14 protein-coding genes are annotated in these 18,876 nt (G+C 58.2%); 4 read left to right on the top strand and 10 right to left on the bottom strand.

Annotated elements, in window-relative coordinates:
• Positions 1-438: 438 nt before the first annotated feature.
• Complete coding sequence (locus tag ACO0U8_RS14565) at positions 439-1,431, bottom strand: nitrilase family protein (RefSeq protein WP_217203745.1); 993 nt, start codon at positions 1,429-1,431, stop codon at positions 439-441.
• A 112-nt stretch (positions 1,432-1,543) separates the two neighbouring features.
• Here ACO0U8_RS14565 and ACO0U8_RS14570 point away from each other — a divergent pair, with 112 nt between their 5' ends.
• A complete protein-coding gene (locus tag ACO0U8_RS14570; RefSeq protein ID WP_421671073.1) occupies positions 1,544-2,413 on the top strand; it encodes a LysR family transcriptional regulator in 870 nt (289 codons plus the stop codon).
• Between the two features lie 33 nt (positions 2,414-2,446).
• Here ACO0U8_RS14570 and ACO0U8_RS14575 read toward each other — a convergent pair whose 3' ends face one another.
• From ACO0U8_RS14575 to ACO0U8_RS14590, 4 genes are all read right to left on the bottom strand, one after another.
• A complete protein-coding gene (locus ACO0U8_RS14575) occupies positions 2,447-5,512 on the bottom strand; it encodes an efflux RND transporter permease subunit (protein ID WP_421671074.1) in 3,066 nt (1,021 codons plus the stop codon).
• The gene (locus ACO0U8_RS14580) at positions 5,509-6,645 is read right to left on the bottom strand and encodes an efflux RND transporter periplasmic adaptor subunit (RefSeq protein ID WP_056773940.1); all 1,137 of its coding nucleotides are present in this window, start codon (positions 6,643-6,645) and stop codon (positions 5,509-5,511) included. The genes ACO0U8_RS14575 and ACO0U8_RS14580 overlap by 4 nt, the downstream gene beginning before the upstream one ends.
• A gap of 120 nt (positions 6,646-6,765) precedes the next feature.
• A complete protein-coding gene (locus ACO0U8_RS14585) occupies positions 6,766-7,935 on the bottom strand; it encodes a sensor histidine kinase (RefSeq protein ID WP_421671075.1) in 1,170 nt (389 codons plus the stop codon).
• Entirely contained in the window at positions 7,932-8,627 is a 696-nt protein-coding gene (locus ACO0U8_RS14590) for a response regulator (RefSeq protein WP_421671076.1), read from the bottom strand. The genes ACO0U8_RS14585 and ACO0U8_RS14590 overlap by 4 nt, the downstream gene beginning before the upstream one ends.
• A 126-nt stretch (positions 8,628-8,753) precedes the next feature.
• Here ACO0U8_RS14590 and ACO0U8_RS14595 point away from each other — a divergent pair, with 126 nt between their 5' ends.
• The 3 genes from ACO0U8_RS14595 to ACO0U8_RS14605 all read left to right on the top strand — a co-directional run bounded on the left by ACO0U8_RS14595 (position 8,754) and on the right by ACO0U8_RS14605 (position 12,841).
• Positions 8,754-9,542: a MipA/OmpV family protein gene (locus ACO0U8_RS14595; RefSeq protein WP_136376370.1), complete on the top strand. Its 789-nt coding sequence runs from the start codon at positions 8,754-8,756 to the stop codon at positions 9,540-9,542.
• A gap of 422 nt (positions 9,543-9,964) precedes the next feature.
• Positions 9,965-11,350 carry a diaminobutyrate--2-oxoglutarate transaminase gene (locus ACO0U8_RS14600; RefSeq protein ID WP_056773953.1) on the top strand — a complete coding sequence of 462 codons (1,386 nt, stop codon included), beginning with the start codon at positions 9,965-9,967 and terminating at the stop codon, positions 11,348-11,350.
• An 18-nt stretch (positions 11,351-11,368) separates the two neighbouring features.
• Entirely contained in the window at positions 11,369-12,841 is a 1,473-nt protein-coding gene (locus tag ACO0U8_RS14605) for a pyridoxal phosphate-dependent decarboxylase family protein (protein ID WP_056773956.1), read from the top strand.
• Between the two features lie 102 nt (positions 12,842-12,943).
• On the opposite strand, the gene ACO0U8_RS14610 is transcribed toward ACO0U8_RS14605, so the two are convergent.
• Genes ACO0U8_RS14610 through ACO0U8_RS14630 form a run of 5 tightly spaced genes read right to left on the bottom strand, consistent with a single transcriptional unit; the run spans position 12,944 to position 18,837 of the window.
• The gene (locus ACO0U8_RS14610; RefSeq protein ID WP_122096664.1) at positions 12,944-13,711 is read right to left on the bottom strand and encodes a FadR/GntR family transcriptional regulator; all 768 of its coding nucleotides are present in this window, start codon (positions 13,709-13,711) and stop codon (positions 12,944-12,946) included.
• 16 nt (positions 13,712-13,727) lie between these two features.
• Entirely contained in the window at positions 13,728-14,513 is a 786-nt protein-coding gene (locus ACO0U8_RS14615) for an ATP-binding cassette domain-containing protein (RefSeq protein WP_421671077.1), read from the bottom strand.
• Positions 14,510-16,306 carry a dipeptide/oligopeptide/nickel ABC transporter permease/ATP-binding protein gene (locus ACO0U8_RS14620; RefSeq protein WP_421671078.1) on the bottom strand — a complete coding sequence of 599 codons (1,797 nt, stop codon included), beginning with the start codon at positions 16,304-16,306 and terminating at the stop codon, positions 14,510-14,512. Before ACO0U8_RS14620 ends, ACO0U8_RS14615 begins: the two co-directional genes overlap by 4 nt.
• Positions 16,303-17,250 (bottom strand): ABC transporter permease, encoded by a 948-nt coding sequence (locus ACO0U8_RS14625; RefSeq protein WP_122096661.1) that lies wholly within the window; start codon positions 17,248-17,250, stop codon positions 16,303-16,305. Before ACO0U8_RS14625 ends, ACO0U8_RS14620 begins: the two co-directional genes overlap by 4 nt.
• A 12-nt stretch (positions 17,251-17,262) precedes the next feature.
• Entirely contained in the window at positions 17,263-18,837 is a 1,575-nt protein-coding gene (locus tag ACO0U8_RS14630; RefSeq protein ID WP_136376374.1) for an ABC transporter substrate-binding protein, read from the bottom strand.
• Positions 18,838-18,876: the final 39 nt, after the last annotated feature.

Genomic DNA, 18,876 nt, shown 5'->3' on the forward strand with positions numbered 1-18,876 from the left:
ACGATCTGATTGACGCATCATTTATACATAAAATAGCGTCATCATGTGACTGACACGGCAAAAAGAAAGGGTATTGCAATGTCCTGTCAATCATCAGAAACCCACACAGGATCGCGCCGGCGGCGAATATCCGCTACAGGATGGGTTTGTATGGCGAGAATGGCGAGTAACCGCCGCAGCAACGGGGGACCGGCAGGATAAGCACGATATAAATACCGTTTCACTCCCGGAAAGAGTATTCCGGGAGTGAATTCACATAAAAAGAAATATGACTTAAAACGAAACTTAACTCTGCGGATAATCAGACAATCCAATGGAATTGAATCCATTTGTTGCTGACACAGTAAAGTCACCATTTAACGTAAAAAATTCAGGGGCGCCCTAAAAATGATATAAATTTAAAAATTAGAATTTATTAATATCATTATCAACGTACTATCATTCCTGCTGTTTTATTCCCGGCAGTGCCTCTGAGAACCGCACCGTTATCGCATCCCGCTCATAGCCCTGACGCTCAGTCAGGATCTTATACAGCTCGGGACGGCGTCCTGACATCCAGCGGCGCCCGGTACACATGGGAATTAATGAGAGATCGAGCTCCGCACACACCATCGCGTCAGCCGCTGCCCAGGTTTCCCGCACAATGCGGCCATACGGATCGAGAATCATCGCATTGCCGGTGCGCACTTCGTCATCGTCAGCCCCGACGCCATTGCTGAACAGAATAAACAGCCCGTTATCATGCGCACGGGCAGGGAGCCAGCGCATTAGCCATTCACGACCGCTGGGGCCTTTAAACGCTGCGGTGATTTCGGCCTTGCGCTCAGCGCGTTGCGCCCAAAGTTCCAGAGGGATCGGCTTCATGCCATGCGGGCTGCGGGAATGCGTTCCGCCGGTCTGATGCGGGGCCAGCAGAATATCCGCGCCGAGCAGCGCGGTGGCACGCACGTTTTCCACAAGATTATTATCCCAGCAGATCAGGATGCCCACCTTCACGCCCCACGGCGTATCAAATACCGTAAAGCCCGCGCCGCTGCTGATTGCCGGATGCTCAAAAGCATGCAGCTTGCGGTGGGTATGCAGCGACCCGTCCGGCATGCAGGCCACGTAGGCGTTATAGAGACGCCCGTCCGCGGCGCGCTCGATCAATCCCGCGCCAATCAGCATCTGATGTTTCATGGCAAGGGCGCGGATAAGGCCGACAGACGGGCCAGTCTCCACCGGTTCCGCCAGCGCTTCTACGCCTGCCACGCTTAGTTTTGGTACATGCCAGTAGCCCGTGATACACATCTCGGGAAACGCGAGGATTTTCACCCCTTCAATGGCCGCCTGGCCGATAAATTTCTCCATCATCATCAGGTTATATTTCTTGTCACCCGCCTGATGCTGGAACTGAATCACTGCCGCCTTGATTAACTGATTTTCATGCATCGCTGTTCTCCGGTCGTTTCAGGTTTATCTGTTGACGCTGGTATTACAGCAATGACGTTGATAACTTTATAATGAATGATTTTCCATCCCTGATAACCAACCGGAATGACAAATGAACCTTCGTTTACTTAACGCTTTTGTGGTTCTGGCTGAAAAACAGAATTACGCCAGCGCCGCCGACGCACTTTCCATCTCTCAACCGGCGCTGACCAAGCAAATAAATCTGCTGGAATCGATGCTCAGTGTGACGCTGTTTGCACGCGGTAGGCACGGCACATGCCTGACCGCCGGAGGGAAATTACTCCTCCCGCAAGCGCAGAAAGCCCTCAGGCAAACCGCCGTGTTTTTACACCACGCCGATCAGGTCGCCAGAGGCCGCGAAGGGGTGATTGCCGCCGGATTCGGGCTGTCGAGTTTTCTCTTTGCGCCTCAATGCATTGCAAAATTCAGGTCGGAATATCCGGGGGTGGCGTTCACCCTGGAAGATCTGCCTTCCGCTAAGCAATATGACATGCTGCAAACCGGCGAGTTGCAGGCAGGCTTTGTCCGCACCCCGGCGCCCGCACAACTCAGCTATCACACCTTGTTTGAAGACCGGCTGGTGTTAATCACACCGAATAAAAACGATCTGAGCGCCGCAGAGTGGCTGAAAAAATTGCCTTTACTGCGGCTCTACAATGAACGCGGGCGCGGTCTGAATGCACAGACCGACCGCTTTCTTGAAGAAAACCGGCTTGAGGTATGTGCCACGCAGCAGGCGGAAGATATCCAGACGCTGGTGGCGCTGGTGATTGCCGGCATTGGCGTGGCGCTGCTACCACACAGCGTCACGCACATCGCACCGCCGGGACTGAACATTCTGCCGCTGACCGGCAGCGCAACCTGCTGGGAAGTGGGGATCGCGTGGGACCCGCAGACCACGGATGTGATTCGCGATAATTTTGTGAAGATGGTGAACGCCTGCGTGGCTGAAAGCGAGTAGACACAGCAGCCCCTTAGGCGGGGCTGGCTTCTTTCACGATGGCTTATTCTTTCCTTCCTTTTCCATCACCAGACTCATTGCCGCAGGCAGCACCGTCAGCGTTACCAGCGTGGCGACCATCAGTCCGCCAATGATCGCGAAGGCCATCGGCCCCCAGAATACCTGGTGGGAAATCGGGATCATCCCGAGGATCGCCGCGCAGGCGGTCAGCAGGATAGGGCGGGCGCGGTGTGAGGCGGCGGCGATAATCGCGGCGTTGTTCTCCATGCCGTTGCGGCTGTTGTTATCGACTTCGTTAATGAGGATCACCGCATTGCGGATAATCATCCCCGCCAGAGCAATCACCCCCAGCAGCGCGACAAATCCCATCGGCGTGCCGGTCGGCAGCATCGCCAGCACAATGCCGATCAGCCCAAATGGCGCCATCATTAACGCCAGCAGCATGCGGGAAAAACGCTGAAGCTGGATCATCAGCAGGATAAGCATTGCGCACAACGTCACCGGCAGCATGGCGTACACCGAACGGTTGCCCTTGTCCGATTCAGCCACCGTACCGCCTTCCTCAATGTGATAACCGGCAGGCAGTGAGGCCTGCAGGCGCGACACCTGCGCAGACAATTGCCGGGAAAGCGTCTCTGCACTCATACCCGGCGCGAGATCGGTTTGCACCGTGATGAACGGCAGCAGCTGATGCCGCCAGATGACCGGTTCATCAATGCCCCATTCCGGCGTAGCGACCTGCGCCAGCGGGATTTTTGCTCCGCCGGAAGTGGTCAGCATCATCCCTGAAATCGTGTCGATGTCCTGACGCTCTGCGTCGTTGCCGCGCATGATCACGTCCACCAGCCGGTTACGATCCCGCACCGTGGTGATGGTGCTGCCGGAATAGAGGGTGTTGAGCGTCTCTGCCAGCGATTCGGAAGAGACGCCCGCAGCCCGCGCGGCAGTCTGGTTGACGCGCAGGGTAATGGCGCGCTCCGGCTCGCCCGCGGTGAGGTTCACCTCGCGCGCGCCGGGGTTATTTCCGGCCAGGGTCGCCAGCTGGCGGGCGATGGTCTGGACTTTGGCATAATCCGCGCCGCTGACCCGATATCTCAGCGGCCAGCCAACCGGCGGCCCCAGCTCCAGCGGTGAAACGCGGGTGGTCAGATCGCTGAAATGGCGCGCCAGCTCGGTTTCCAGTTGTTGCCGGAGGCGGTCACGCGCCTCAAGATCTTTGGCGACCACCACCAGCTGCGCCGTATTTTCATTGTCGCTCAGCACGTCCATCGGCAGATAAAAACGAATCGCACCGCCGCCCACATAGCTGGAGTAGTGATCGACGTTGCGGTTTCCGCGCAGGGTGCGCTCCAGTTTTTCGGTCTGCCGCGCGGTTTCTGTCTGCGACGCATTTGCCGGTAACGTCAGGCTGACCAGCAATTCAGGGCGATCGGAGGCCGGAAAGAATTCACCCTGCATAAACGTCGTGCCGTAAAGGGCAATCAGCAGCGCCGCCACCGCGCACGCCACGGTCAGCAGGCGGTGACGCAGCGCAGTAAGCAGTAACCGCTGATAAAAACGCATCAGCCTGCCCGGTCCGGCATGAGGATGTTTTACCTGCGAGGAAAGCAGCCAGGTGCCCATCAGCGGCGAAAACAGAATCGCCACCACCCACGAGCTGAGCAGGGAAATCAGCACCACGGCAAACAGCGATAAACAATATTCTCCGGCGCTGGAGGCAGCAAACCCCACCGGAATAAAGCCGGCGATCATCACCAGCGTGCCGGTCAGCATCGGGAATGCGGTGGTTTCGAAAGCATAGGTGGCCGCGCGCCAGCGGCTGTCGCCCGCTTCAAGCCGTGACACCATCGCCTCCACGGTGATCATCGCGTCATCCACCAGCAGGCCGAGCGCAATGATCAGCGCGCCGAGGGAGATGCGTTGCAGGCCGATATTGGCCAGCAGCATGCCGGTGAAGGTCATCGCCAGCACCAGCGGGATCGCCGCCGCCACCACCAGACCGGCGCGGGTGCCCAGCGACACAAAAGACACCGCCAGCACGATGGCAATCGCCTCGAGCAGCACCCGCACAAATCCGCTGACCGCCTGCGCCACCACGGCGGACTGATCGGCGACTTTGGTCATTTCGATCCCGTGCGGCAGGCGTTTGCCGATATCGGTCATCTGCTGGTTAACCGCCTGGCCGAAGTCTGTCATGTTGCCGCTGGCGGCCATCGATATCGCCAGACCAATGGCGGGCTGGCCGTTCACCCGAAAGGCGAGGGCAGGCGGCGACTGACTCTGGCGGCTGAGGGTGGCGATATCGGTCAGCGGAATATAGCGGTCGTTGATATGCAGCGTCACATCGCGCAGATTTTCTTCCGAATTCAGCGCGCCGCTGACCCACAGCGAAATATTCTCTTTATCACTGCGTATTGTCCCGGCGGGCACCACCGCATTCTGTGCTTTCAGCGCACTGGTGACCTGCTGTAAATCAATTCCCATCCCGGCCAGCTTACGCGGCGAAAAGGCGATGACGATTTGCTCTTCCTGTTCACCGAGCAGACTGACTTTACCGATGTCCGGCACAGACATCAGGCTGCGGCGGATCCCTTCCACCTGATCGCGCAGCTCCCGCATGCTGTAACCTTCTGCGGTAAACCCGTAGAGGGTGCCAAAGGTGTCGGCGAACTCATCGTTGACCGCGACGGCCTGCACGCCCTGCGGCAGTGACGGGCTGATATCCTGCATTTTTTTACGGACCTGATACCAGATATCCGCCACCGCGGCGGGCGGCGTGTCGTCGCGAAGATTGACCATAATGATCGTCTGCCCGGCGCGGGTTTCGCTTTGCACGTAATCCAGATGCGGCGTTTCCTGAAGTTTTTTCTCCAGCGGATCGGTGAGCAGGCTGACCGTGTCATGGACGCTGGCACCCGGCCACTGCGCCGAGACCACTGCCGTTTTAATGGTAAACGCCGGATCTTCGTTGCGCGGCAGATTCTCATAACTGAGCACGCCCGCCACCATGATCATCAGCATGAAAAAGATCATCAGTTGCTGATGCCCCAGCGCCCAGCCGGAAAGGTTAAACGTCTCTTTAAGGGAACGCGGGCTCATGGATTGCTCTCCTGAGCGATGACTTTTTCACCCTGACGCAGTTTGCTGACGCCCGCGGTGACCACCGCGTCTCCGGCGACGATCCCGGCGCAGACAGAGATGTCATCGGTGGTGTAGCGGCCAAGAGTCACTTCGCGCAGTTGCAAACGCTGGCTCGCGCGGTCAACCACAAACACCGCCGGTTTATTGCCAATGCGGGTGAGGGCCGAGGCGGGCAGGGAAATCATCGTCTGGCCGGATTGCTGCCACGCGCCCTGAACGCTGGCACCCAGCGCCATGGCCGGTGGCGGATTATCCAGCGTCACGCGCACCCGCCAGGTGCGGGTTTGTGGATCGGCCTGCGGGCTGATGTCGCGCAGATGCCCGGTCGTGCGAACGGCGGGATCGGAGAGCAGGGAAACGGACACCGCGCTCTGTTGCGTCAGGGCTTGCGGTGTGGCGACATTAAACACCGCATCGCGTGCGTTGCTGCCTGCCACTGTGACCACCGCCTGACCGCTGCTGACCACCTGGCCCGCAGAGGCGCTGACGGCGGTGATCACGCCGTCGTCCGGGGCGGTCAGCCGCGTCCACGCCAGATTATCCTGCGCCGTTTTCAGGCTGGATTCGCTGCTCTGACGGCGCGACAACGCGGCCTGCCAGTCTGACTGCGCAGTATCAAACTGTGCGCGGGATATCGCCCCTTGCGGCATCAGCAGTGTCATCCGATGCAGGTTCAGCGCCGCCACCCGTTCGGCGGCGCGCGCGCTGTTCAGATCGGCCCTGGCGCTGCTGAGCTGATTCTGGCTGGTATCGCTTTCCTGCGTGGCCAGTAACTGCCCGGCGCGCACGTGGTCACCCACGTCAACGGCGCGGCTGATCAGACGTCCGTCTTGCCGGAAACTCAGCGTGACGTCGTCATGGGCCCGGATTTCACCGGTTTGCAGCAGGGTGCTGGCCCCCGAAGGGGCTGGCGCGATGATAAACCGCACCGGCCGCGCAGGGGCTTCAGATTTTTTCTTCTGATCATGGCAGGCGGTGAGCGCTAACCCGAGCGGGATCAGCAGCAAAAAAGGCCACAGGGCGCGCAGGCGTTGTGAGCCGGTGAGGTGGCAAATGGCCCGGCTGGCGTAATCGGTGAATGTGTCTGTCATGACCCGGTTCCTGAATTGAGATGTCGCTATTCAAACCGGGTTATGTCCAGATTCCCTGTATGTTTCATCAAGGAAAATTCAAGACGGGCAATTTATTTGCCCGTCCTGTTGAAAATCGCGTTACGCGTCAGGAAGGAATACTGAAATTTGCAGGCCGCCGCTGTCCGGCAGGGTAGCGCGGATGGTGCCGCCGTGCGCTACGCAGATCGCCCTGGCGATTGACAGCCCCAGCCCGCTGCCGCCGGAATCGCGGGCGCGCGAGGATTCTGCGCGGGTGAAACGCTCGAACATATCAGGCAAAAAGCCCGCCGTGACGCCTGGCCCGAAGTCACGAAACGCAATCTCTATCCCGCCCGCCAGCTTGCTGACGTTCACCTCCAGACGTGCGCCTTCTGCGGCGTAGCGCAGGGCATTCTCCATCAGGATGGTGAACACCTGGGCAAGGCGGAACGGATCGCCGACGCAGGTATAAGGCTGTGACGGGTTTATCTCAATCGCCATGCCCGCCGCTTCAGCCTGCGGTTTAAGCCAGGCGGCGCGTTCGAGCAGCAGATCGGTGAGATTAAGCGTGACAGGCGTCAGCTGGAGTTGTCCGGCGTCGGCCAGCGAAAGCAGGTGAAGTTCGTCCGTCAGACGGCTGAGGTGGCGAAGCTGCTTCATCACCATATTCAGCTGCTGAGGTTCCGGCTCAAACACACCGTCGATCATGCCCTGCAACCGGCCAATGGCGGCGGTCAGCGGCGAGCGTAATTCATGCGCCATCGCCACGTGGGAGGCCCGCAGTTCACGATCGTAACGTTCCAGCTGCCCGGTCATGGCGTTAAAGTTTTCCGTCAGCTGGATAAGCTCCGCCGGTGCCTTTTCCACCTTTTCAGCGCGCGTGCTGAATTCCCCGCGCGCCACCGATCCCGCCGCCGCCGCCAGCCTGCTCACCTGCGCCGAAAGCGGACGCGCAGCGCGCAGCCCGAGTACAACGATAAAAGGAATCACGGTCAGCACCAGCACGCCGACGGTGATCCAGTCCGAAGACGCAATGCTGGGATCGGAGTAGCGGATCCCCCAGCGCTCATCGACAATCTGGTGAAAACGCGCCAGATTCAGCGCGGGCTGTTCACGCAGCAGGGCAAACTCCTCTCTCATCGAGACAGGCATATGGTGGAGGATCCATAAATTCTGGATGACAAACCTCAGCCACATGCACAAGGCGATAAGCACCACGGAACCGATCGCCAGCGTCAGAACACGCAGGCAGATCCAGCGCCACAGAGACTGATGTTGTGGCTTTTTCATGGCTGTCTGAACCTGTAACCAATACCGCGCACGTTGATCAGGACATTCAGAATGCCTGCCAGCTCAAGTTTTTTACGCAGGTTATAGATGTGGGTATCCACCACGCGCTCCAGCGCTTCGCTTTCCGGCAGGCAGCGTTCCAGCAGTTGCTGACGGGTAAAGGGGCGCGTGGGTGCGCCCATCAGTATCACTAACAGCGCGAATTCAGTGGGCGTCAGCTCGAGGCTTTTCGGCATGCCGTCAGCGTCAGTCACCGTGGTGGTGAGCGATTCGGTATCCACCTCAAGCCCCTGCCAGCGCAGGAGTTCGGCCTGCCGGGTTTGCGGTGCGGCACGGCGCAGAACGGCCTGAACGCGCGCCACCACTTCGCCGGGATTATAAGGCTTCACCACATAATCATCCGCGCCGTAACGCAGCGCGCCAATGCGGTCAGGCGCATCCCCCATGGCGGTGACCATAATCACCGGCGTATCACGGGTACGGCGCAGGGTCGAGAGCACTTCAGTCCCGTTCATGCCGGGCAACATCACGTCGAGCAGGATCAGATCAGGCTTCCAGCTGCTTACCATCTCCAGCCCCAGCAACCCGTCGCCCGCCACCTTCACCTCATAATTTTCACGTTTCAGGTAGGCCTCAAGAACGCCCGCCGCATCGGCATCATCTTCTATAACCAGCACTCGTTTAGTCTGCATTGAGGTGACCTTGACAGTTTCTTCATAATTCCCAAGCAGTTTATTGACACTGCCTCTCCATACTTCCCGCTTCGGACGTGCCCTGAACCCCTTCCTGGCCGTCAAACATCGGGTAACGAGGAATTCATGATAACCAGAAAACTGATCATGCACATGACATGTGTTGCATTCACCACCACCGCAACGGTCGCCTGGGCAGAAGACAGCAGTACACCGGCGTCAAGTTTCACGCTCGGCGTCGGCGTGCAGAATGCGCCGAAATACAGCGGTTCAGACAAGCGCCACACGCTCATCGCCCCGGTGATTCAGGCGCGCGACGGCGCGTTTTTCTTCGACGGCCTGAAAGGCATCGGCTACGACCTGCAGAGCGATAACGGGTTATATCTGGAGCACACTTTGGGGTACAGCCTCGGACGAACCGAAAAGGACTCCACCTGGCGAGACGGTTCAAAAGAGCTGAAGGGCATGGGCTCCATCAAAGCGGTGATGAACACCTCGGTGGCGGTGGGCTGGCAGGCCACCAGCTGGTTTTCGCTGGAGGGGAAAGCCACCTTGCCGCTGACCGACGGGCAGGGCGGACAATATCAGGCATCGCTCACGGTGCTGCCGTGGCAGGACGAGACGGATACCGTGGCGCTGCAATCGGCGGCGCTGTTTGGCGACAGCCGTTACATGCAGACGTTTTACGGGGTGAACAGCGCCCAGAGTGAACGCAGCGGTTATGCACGCTATCAGCCGGGCGGCGGGTTTTACGGCATCAATACGAATTTAACCTGGAGCCATCAGTTTTCACCGCACTGGGCGACGGTGTTAATCGGCGGATATACCTGGCTTGACGATCACGCCGCCGACAGCCCGATTGTGTTTCGCCGCAATCAGGCCACCGCCTCCGCGGCGCTGCTCTACACCTTTTAACCCCCCGGACAGAGCGCAGGATGAATATCGATACACGGGTTATACTGCTTATATTGCTGCTGTACGCGCTCTTAAACAGCGTATTATTTGTCATTTTCCGCGCCTGACAGACAGGGGGGCTCCCCCCCTTTTATCGTCGTCAGGCCTTCTGAATACCGCCCTCCGGCGGTGTCTGCCTGCCCAATTAACAGCAATTTAGTGCCTTATTAATGCCCGCGTAACAGAGTTATGGCAGCATTATCGGTCATAAAATCAGCATGTTATTGATTCATATGAAAAAGAATAAACAATTCTATACAAAATAAGTTATTGAGCCGGGGGCAAAAAAGCCATATATTGGCCGCGTTTTTTCACGGTAGTGACTTCTTTTATTCAATTATTCAACTTAGGCGTTAGCGATAACCCCCGGTTGTAGGAGAGATATGATGACGGATAAAGTCCGTATTGATAATTTAGGTGCGAATTCATTAAATGGAAACAATGAAACCTATTTGGCAAGACAAGCTGAATTTGAATCGAATGTCAGGAGTTATCCACGTAAGTTACCGTTAGCAATTGCCAAAGCCAACGGCGTGTGGATCACCGATGTTGAGAATAATCAATATCTTGACTGTCTGGCAGGCGCAGGAACGTTAGCGCTTGGACACAACCACCCTGACGTGCTGCAAAGCATCCAAAATGTCATTACCAGCGGCTTGCCGTTACATACACTGGATCTGACAACCCCGTTGAAAGATCAGTTCTCTGAATATCTGCTTTCTTTATTGCCGCAACAGGGCAAAGAGTATTGCTTACAGTTCACCGGCCCGTCTGGCGCCGATGCGGTGGAAGCCGCACTGAAACTGGCAAAAAAATACACCGGACGTTCCGGCGTGATCAGCTTCTCCGGCGGCTATCACGGCATGACCCATGGCGCGCTGGCGGTAACAGGTAACCTGTCTCCGAAAGAAGCCGTCAACGGCATGATGCCAGAAGTGCAGTTTATGCCTTATCCGCACCAGTACCGTTGCCCGCTGGGCATTGGCGGTGACGCTGGCGTTAAAGCATTAACCTATTACTTCGATAACCTGATCAATGACGTCGAAAGTGGCGTACGCAAACCTGCGGCCGTCATTCTGGAAGCCGTTCAGGGTGAAGGCGGCGTTAACCCGGCTCCTGCCGAATGGTTACAGCGCATCCGTAAAGTCACTCAGGAACACGGCATTCTGCTGATCCTCGACGAAGTGCAGGCGGGTTTCTGCCGTACCGGCAAACCATTTGCCTTCGAACACGCGGGCATTGAGCCGGACATCATCGTGATGTCTAAAGCGGTCGGCGGTGGCTTGCCACTGGCTGTTCTGGGGATCAAAAAACAGTTCGATGCATGGGCACCGGGTCACCATACCGGCACGTTCCGTGGCAACCAGCTGGCAATGGCGACCGGCCTGACCACGCTGAAGCACCTGAAAGACAACAACATCGCAGGCAAAGTCGCTGAACAGGGCGAATGGCTGAAAGGCAAACTGGCCGAGATGCAAAAACGTTACCCGGTCATCGGTAATGTGCGCGGCCTGGGCTTAATGATCGGTATCGAGATTGTTAAACCTGACGAAGCGCAGGATCACATGGGTTGTTACCCGGCCGATGGCGATCTGTCCGCCCTGTTGCAGAAAAAATGCTTCGAAGCTGGCCTGATCCTCGAGCGCGGTGGCCGTAACGGTTGCGTTCTGCGCCTGTTGCCTTCTCTGCTGATCACCAATGATGAGCTGGGTATTTTCCTCGATAAGTTTGAGCAGGCGCTGTTAGCGGCTGGCGTCAAACCTGTCTGAGCGGAGTAAGAGATTCTGATGTCCGAGTTAAACCCGATTCTGGCAGGCTCAGCGCAAAGCACTGAAGCCTACCAGCAGGCCATTGCACAGAGCAGTGAAGCTGTCGTGCAGTGGCTGCAACAACCTGAGATGTATCAGGGCAAAACCGTTGCTGAGCTGCGTGAACGTATCAAACTGGACTTCAATCCAAACGGCCTGGGTAACCAGGCCGCGATTGAACGCGCCATTGAATACTTTTTAAAAGACAGCTTGTCTGTGCACCATCCGCAATGTGTTGCGCATTTGCATTGCCCGAGCCTGGTGGTAAGCCAGGCCGCGGAAGTGCTGATCAACGCCACTAACCAGAGCATGGACTCCTGGGACCAAAGCCCGTCAGCCACCATCATTGAGATGAAGCTGATCGAATGGCTGCGCACTCAGGTAGGTTATCAGGCTGGCGACGCGGGCGTGTTCACCAGCGGCGGCACCCAGAGCAATCTGATGGGGCTGATGCTGGCGCGTGACGCCTTCTTCGCCCGTCAGGGACACTCCGTGCAGCAGGACGGCCTCGTCGGCAACCTGCGTAAAATTAAGGTGTTATGTTCTGAAAATGCACACTTCTCGGTGCAGAAGAACATGGCACTGCTCGGCCTCGGCTATCAGTGCGTGACGCTGGTGAAAACCGATGAGTTTGCCCGTATGGATCTCAACGATTTGCGCGAGAAAGTGGCACAGGCGCAAGCCAATGGCGATCAGATCCTGGCCATCGTGGCGACTGCCGGTACCACCGACGCCGGTGCGATCGACCCGCTGCGCGCTATCGCTGAACTGGCGGCTGAGCATCAGATTTGGGTTCACGTGGATGCGGCGTGGGGCGGTGCTCTGTTGCTGTCCGAAAAATACCGCGACTATCTGGATGGCATCGAGTTAGTGGATTCCATCACGCTGGACTTCCACAAACAGTTCTTCCAGACCATCAGCTGCGGCGCGTTCCTGCTGAAAGAAGCGCGTCACTATGAGCTGATGCGTTATCAGGCGGCTTACCTGAACTCTGAGTTTGACGAAGAGGCAGGCGTGCCAAACCTGGTGTCTAAATCACTTCAAACCACCCGCCGTTTCGATGCACTGAAACTGTGGATGGGGCTGGAAGCGTTAGGGCAGAAACAGTACGCCGCGATCATCGATCACGGTGTAACGCTGGCACAGGACGTCGCGCAGTACGTGACGTCTGAAGCCGCGCTGGAACTGGTGATGCAGCCACAGCTGGCAAGCGTGCTGTTCCGCTACCGTCCTGAGCAACTGGCAAACAGCAGCGATGCCGCTGTCGCCCTGCTGAACCAGAAGATCGGCGATGCGTTGCTGGATTCAGGCCGCGCCAACGTGGGTGTCACCGAGCATAACGGCGTGACCTGCCTGAAGCTGACCCTGCTGAACCCGACCGTCACGCTGGACGACGTAAAAGTTCTGCTGGCGCTGGTAGAGAAAACGGCGCAGCAACTGCTGAACGCGTAAGGTTTAGTTCTGCGGTAAAGGCGTATTAAAAAGCCGGTAGCATGAAAATGCTGCCGGCTTTTTTGTGTCTGCATGTCAGGCTGAAATCGTCTGATGACGGCCTCATCGCTCACTTAAAAAACGGTCCTCCAGCGTGGCTTCTAAACCGAGCATGGCGTCTTCGGCGTGTTGCATGTGTTCGGTCATGATCTGTTGTACTGCCTCGGCGTCCTGACGGCGCATGGCGTCGATCAGACGGTACTGATAATCGATACCGGCACGGCGCTCTACCGGTTCGGGGCGCTGGTAGATGTCTTTGCAGACGGCCAGATCTTTGAGCAGGCGTTGCAGGAAGTGGCAGATAAACGCCAGCAGGACGTTATCGGAGTAGCTGGCGACCACACCGTGGAAATCGAGTTCGGCCATACGCTGTTCCCAGCGTTCGTTTTCGTCGGCGGGTTCATGATCGTAGACCGCGATCAACTGATGCAACTGCTCAAAGCCTTTGGCGTCGATGTTGCCGATGGCGCTCACCGCCACCAGCGGCTCCAGCGCTTTACGCAGCGCGTAGATATTGCTGATGGAAAGCTGGCGCGTAAACAGATAATTGGACAGCAAACTCATGGCGCGCGATTCGGTCATCGAATCGATAAACGCACCGCCACCGGGGCCGGTTTTGGTGCGGATCAGCCCCTGAACTTCAAGGGATTTCAGCGCCTCGCGCACCGTGCCTTTGCCCGCCGCGTAGCGGGTGATCAGGTCTTTTTCCTGCGGCAGACGGTCGCCCGGCAGCAGGTTTTCGCTGATGATGCTCTCTTTAATGGCATCGACGATTTCGTCGGTGCGCTTGCGGCGTACCGGTTCGGGCTGGTGTGACGTTTCAGTGCTCATACATCCCTTCATTGGCTCAAACCCTGGGCGCGCTGGCCAGCAGACGTTGGGTATAGTCGTGCTGAGGCGCGTTGAACAGCATGTCATTATCCGCGCATTCTACCAAATCTCCGTGATACATCACCGCCACGCGATCGGCTATCGACTCTACCACTGCTAAATCATGGCTGATAAACAGATAGGAGAGGCCGAAATCACGTTTAAGCTGATCGAGCAGCAATAACACCTGCGCCTGCACCGAGACATCCAGCGCGCTGACCGGCTCGTCGAGCACCAGTATGCGCGCCTCCGCCGCCAGTGCGCGGGCGATAGCCAGCCGCTGCGCCTGTCCGCCGGAAAACTCATGCGGATAACCGGTGAGGGCGTCCGCAGGCATCTGTACCGCGTCCATAAGCTCGCGCATCCGCGTCTGTCGCCGCGCGGCAGGGTACCCGCACAGATAACGCAGCGGCACGTCCAGCGTATCCGCGATGGTTTTGCGCGGGTTCAGTGAGGCCACCGGATCCTGAAACACATATTGGATCATCCGGCCAAAGGCTTTATCGCCGCGTTTACTGTGCGCCGACATCTCTTCGCCCATCAGTGTCACCGAGCCGGAGGTTGGCCGCTCCAGCCCGACCAGCATCCGCGCCAGCGTGCTTTTCCCTGAGCCACTTTCGCCCACCACCGCCAGCGTCTCGCCTTCGGCAAGATGGAAAGAGACACCTTTAACCGCTTCCACCTGATGTTTTTTACCGGAGAACCAGCCTGAACGGCTGCCGAAAGTTTTCACCAATCCGCTGACTTCAATGACATTGTTCATAGCGCCTCCGGCTGCGTTTTTTGTGTGGCATACAGTTCGCCGACCTGTTTGAGGAAACCGCGCCCCTGGCCGAGTTTGGGTACGCTTGCGATCAGTCTGCGGGTGTAATCATGTTGCGGATCGCGCAGCACCGAACGGGTATCGCCGCTTTCCACAATTTCGCCGTTCCGCATTACCGCCACGCGGTCACAAATCTGCGCAATCACGCCGAAATCGTGAGTAATGAACAGCAACGTCAGGCCGCGTTCGCGCCGTAACTGTTGCAGCAAATCGAGAATACGGGCCTGCACGGTGACATCCAGCGCGGTGGTCGGTTCATCGGCAATGATGATTTCCGGGTCATTCGCCAGCGCCATTGCAATGCCTACGCGTTGCCGCTGACCGCCTGACAACTGGTGTGGAAACGCATCAAAGCGCGCCGCGGCATCCTCAATGCCTACGCTGACCAGCAGCGACAGCGCTTTGTCTTTCGCTGCACGGTTTGGCATCGCCTGATGCGCCTGAATGGATTCGATGATCTGCGCACCAATGCTGAACTGCGGGTGCAGCGTGGTCAGCGGATCCTGGAAAATGTAGGCCACGCGCGCGCCACGCCGCTGTTGTAACTGGCCTTGCGACAACCCGAGCATCTCTTCTGCGCCGACATAGATGGCGCCCCCGGTGATTTCACCCGGCGGTGACGAGACCAGCCCCATCACCGACAGCGCGGTGACGCTTTTACCTGAGCCGCTTTCGCCAATCAGCCCCAGACATTCGCCTTTTGCCACGTGGAAGCTGACCCCTTTTACCGCCGCCACTGACTGCCGGCCTGAGCGGAAGCTGACCTGCAAATCCACCACTTCCAGCAGGGCGTCGCTTCCCTTTACGGCGGGCGGCACAGCGGAACGCGTTACGGTGGTCACCGCGCGGGCACGCAGCAAAATACCGGATTTAAGACGCGGATCCAGCAGATCGCGGATGCCGTCGCCGAGCAGGTTAAAACTCATCACCAGCAGGAAAATCATCAATCCCGGCACCACGGAGACGTGCGGCGCACTGAACATTTGCGCGCGCCCCTGACCGAGCATCGAGCCGAGATCCGCATTTGGCGGTTGCGTGCCCAGCCCGAGGAATGACAACCCGGCGGTTTCTAAAATCATCCAGCCGACGGTGGTCGACATGGTGACCACCACTACGGGCATCACGTTGGGCAGCACTTCGGTGAGCAAAATTTGCAGATGATTTTTACCCGACAGCCGCGCCGCCTGGATAAAGTCACGCTGCCGCAGGCCGACGGTCAGCCCGCGAATGTTACGGGCGAAGAAGGGAATATTGACCACGGCGATAGCGTACAGCGCATTCAGCAGGCCGGGGCCGAGCACCGCGACGATCACCAGCGCCAGCAGGATGTAGGGAAAAGCCATCAGCATGTCGATCAGCCGCATCAGCAGGCTGTCGGTTTTGCCACCGGCGTACCCGGCAACCAGCCCGATCAGCGTTCCCAGCAGCGCGGCCAGCAGCGTGGCGCATATCCCGACCGCCAGCGACACCCGCGTTCCCCACAGCAGACGTGAAAGCATATCGCGCCCCAGCGGATCGGTTCCCAGCCAGTGGCCGGGCGAAAACGGGGGCAGCAGCCGGTTAAGTAAATCCGTCGCGTCCGGATCAGGTATCGGCAACAGCGGGGCGGCGAGGGCAGCGGCCACGGCAATAACAAGCAGCGTCAGGCCGAGCGTTGCCAGGCGGTTAGCCAGCAGCAGCGCCCACAAAGACTGGCGGTAGCGCGGCGCGGGGGAAGTGATGGTCTGGCTCATGATTTTAACCTCGGGTCGAGAAGCGCCTGCAGAATGTCTGCGCACAGGTTGATCAATACATAGGCTGCAGCGGCGACCAGCACGCCGCCCTGAACCAGCAGCAGATCACGGGTGGCAACGGCTTTCACCATCATCGCGCCCAGCCCCGGCCACTGGAACACCGTCTCGATATACACTGCGCCGCCGAGCACGAAGCCCGCCTGAATGCCGATCACCGGGATAACCGACACCAGCGCCATCCGGAACGCATGCTTGTAAATCACTTTGCGTTCAGACAGCCCTTTGGCGCGGGCGGTGCGGATAAAGTCCTGACGCAGCACTTCCAGCATCGCGGTGCGGGTAAGACGGGCGATCACGCCGGTGGCGACTATTGCCAGCGTCACAGCGGGCAGCGCCAGATGGTGCAGCAGATCTGCCACGTCACCGCCGCCCCAGACCGCATACATCCCGGACGCCGGGAACCACTGCAGCTGCACGGCGAACAGCATGATCATCAGCAAGCCTATCCAGAACGACGGCATAGAAATGCCCAGCAGCACCAGCAGCGTGATGATGCGGTCGCCCCAGCCGAACTGCCTGACCGCTGAGAAAATCCCTGCCAGCAGTCCCAGTACGGTGCTGAGTAACAGCGCGCAGCCGCCGAGCAGCAGCGTTGCACTGAAACGCTCCATCACTTCATCAATTACTGGCCGGTTCAGCACATAGGAGCGGCCAAAGTCGCCGTGCAGAATATTGCCCGCCCAGATCAGATATTGCTGATACAGCGGCTTGTTCAGCCCCAGCTCGCGGTTAATGCGCGCCACGTTTTCCGGCGTTGCCCAGGCCCCCAACAGCGCCTGCGCCGGGTTCCCCGGAATCATCGCCATGATCAGAAAAACAATTAACGACAACCCGATAAACACCGGAATGGTCGAGAACAGCCTTTTAAGCACGTAACTCCCCATAAACATCTCCGATTACTGTTTGGTTACCCGGTTGAGCAACAGGTTGAAATTAGGTTGCAGCGCGAAATGCTGAATACGCGTGGAGGTCACGGCGTTCTGCTTCCAGTTAGCGACAAAAATCCAGGGGGCATCGTCGTGTACGCGCTGCTGTACCTCGCGGTAGAGGGCGGCACGGGCGGCGGTGTCCGTGGTCAGACGGGCTTTCTGCAACAGGATGTCGACCTGCGGATTGCTGTAATACCCGGAGTTAAATCCGCCTTTTTTCGGCCAGGCGTCGGTGCGTAAGGTCAGGAACGGCAGGGTGTCCGGATCGTTGGTCATCCACGCCATCTCTGCCATCTGGGTATGGTTATCCAGACCGGCATTGACCTTCGACAGATAGGTATTCCACTCATAGGTTTGGATGGTCACCTTCAGCCCGACCGCTTTAAGATCCGCCTGAATAGCGGTCGCCATCGGAATAGGATCCAGCATGCCGGAACCGCCCTCGGTCACATAAAATGTCAGCGAGGCGCCTTCGGCACCGGCCGCTTTGAGCAGGGCGCGGGCTTTGGCGGGATCATAGGGATAAGGGGAAACGTCTTTGTTGGCGGCCCAGTTAAAGGCGCGGGGGATCGGCCCGTCGGCGACGTCGGCTGAACCCTGCAAAATATTGTCAGCCAGCGACTGCTTGTTAACCGCATAATTCACCGCCTGACGCACGCGCACATCGTTAAACGGCGGTACCTGCGTATTGAGCATCACGTACCAGACGTGGGGGCCGGTGGTCTGATAGAGACGGAAGCGATTGCTTTTTTGCGCGAACAGTTTGACCGTATCGGGTGGCACTTCCACCATGGCGTCAATGCCGCCGGAAAGCATTTCCGCCACCCGCGTATTGCCGTCGGTAATCGGCCTGAACACCACGTTTTTGACCGCCGGTTTGCCATCCCAGTACGCGTCATTGGCCGTCAGCACCACCCGCTGATTGGCTTTCCACTCGGCAAAACGAAACGCACCGGTCCCCACCGGATGGCGGCCTGCGTCTTTACCGTACTTTTTCACCGCCTCCGGCGAGACAATCAGGCCGGTCGGCGTGGCGAGGTTGGAAAGAAAAGGCGAGAAGGGCTCTTTCAGCGTGAACACCACCGTGTTTTCGTCGGGTGTGTCGATGGAATTAATCGATGAGAAGAAGAACGACAGCGGGAACGGGCCGGTGTTGTGCCACGGATTTTTATCATCCAGCATCCGGTCGAAGGTGAATTTCACCGCGGCGGCATTAAACGGCGTGCCATCCTGAAACGAAACCCCTTCACGCAAATGAAAACGGTACGTCAGGCCATCGGGGCTGATTTCCCAGCGGGTGGCGAGCGCCGGTTCGATATCCAGCTTGCCTTCGCCGTTACGCACCAGCCCGTCGAAGATATTCACCAGAATGCGGGAATCGTTGGCCGCCGTGGCGACCTGCGGATCCAGAGACTGCGGCTCCGCCACCTGACCGATTAACAGCGCATCCGCCGGGGTTTTCGCCTGCACCGAAGCCTGCCACGACAGTGTGCCAAGACAAAGACAGAGCGGGATAACTAACGTTCGCAAAGCTGGCAGCATATCGACCTCGTCGCGTTGTAAAGCTTGTGATGAACACCT

Source organism: Rahnella sp. EDr1-12, from assembly GCF_049206505.1.
GTDB classification, from domain to species: domain Bacteria; phylum Pseudomonadota; class Gammaproteobacteria; order Enterobacterales; family Enterobacteriaceae; genus Rahnella; species Rahnella rivi.

What these genes read in the sequence shown, in the direction of transcription:
- ACO0U8_RS14620 (WP_421671078.1), bottom strand. Translation starts at nt 16,306, where the DNA reads ATGAGCCAGACCATCACTTCCCCCGCGCCGCGCTACCGCCAGTCTTTG.
- ACO0U8_RS14615 (WP_421671077.1), bottom strand. Translation starts at nt 14,513, where the DNA reads ATGAACAATGTCATTGAAGTCAGCGGATTGGTGAAAACTTTCGGCAGC.
- ACO0U8_RS14585 (WP_421671075.1), bottom strand. Translation starts at nt 7,935, where the DNA reads ATGAAAAAGCCACAACATCAGTCTCTGTGGCGCTGGATCTGCCTGCGT.
- ACO0U8_RS14610 (WP_122096664.1), bottom strand. Translation starts at nt 13,711, where the DNA reads ATGAGCACTGAAACGTCACACCAGCCCGAACCGGTACGCCGCAAGCGC.
- ACO0U8_RS14600 (WP_056773953.1), top strand. Translation starts at nt 9,965, where the DNA reads ATGATGACGGATAAAGTCCGTATTGATAATTTAGGTGCGAATTCATTA.
- ACO0U8_RS14565 (WP_217203745.1), bottom strand. Translation starts at nt 1,431, where the DNA reads ATGCATGAAAATCAGTTAATCAAGGCGGCAGTGATTCAGTTCCAGCAT.
- ACO0U8_RS14580 (WP_056773940.1), bottom strand. Translation starts at nt 6,645, where the DNA reads ATGACAGACACATTCACCGATTACGCCAGCCGGGCCATTTGCCACCTC.
- ACO0U8_RS14570 (WP_421671073.1), top strand. Translation starts at nt 1,544, where the DNA reads ATGAACCTTCGTTTACTTAACGCTTTTGTGGTTCTGGCTGAAAAACAG.
- ACO0U8_RS14630 (WP_136376374.1), bottom strand. Translation starts at nt 18,837, where the DNA reads ATGCTGCCAGCTTTGCGAACGTTAGTTATCCCGCTCTGTCTTTGTCTT.
- ACO0U8_RS14605 (WP_056773956.1), top strand. Translation starts at nt 11,369, where the DNA reads ATGTCCGAGTTAAACCCGATTCTGGCAGGCTCAGCGCAAAGCACTGAA.
- ACO0U8_RS14595 (WP_136376370.1), top strand. Translation starts at nt 8,754, where the DNA reads ATGATAACCAGAAAACTGATCATGCACATGACATGTGTTGCATTCACC.
- ACO0U8_RS14575 (WP_421671074.1), bottom strand. Translation starts at nt 5,512, where the DNA reads ATGAGCCCGCGTTCCCTTAAAGAGACGTTTAACCTTTCCGGCTGGGCG.
- ACO0U8_RS14590 (WP_421671076.1), bottom strand. Translation starts at nt 8,627, where the DNA reads ATGCAGACTAAACGAGTGCTGGTTATAGAAGATGATGCCGATGCGGCG.
- ACO0U8_RS14625 (WP_122096661.1), bottom strand. Translation starts at nt 17,250, where the DNA reads ATGGGGAGTTACGTGCTTAAAAGGCTGTTCTCGACCATTCCGGTGTTT.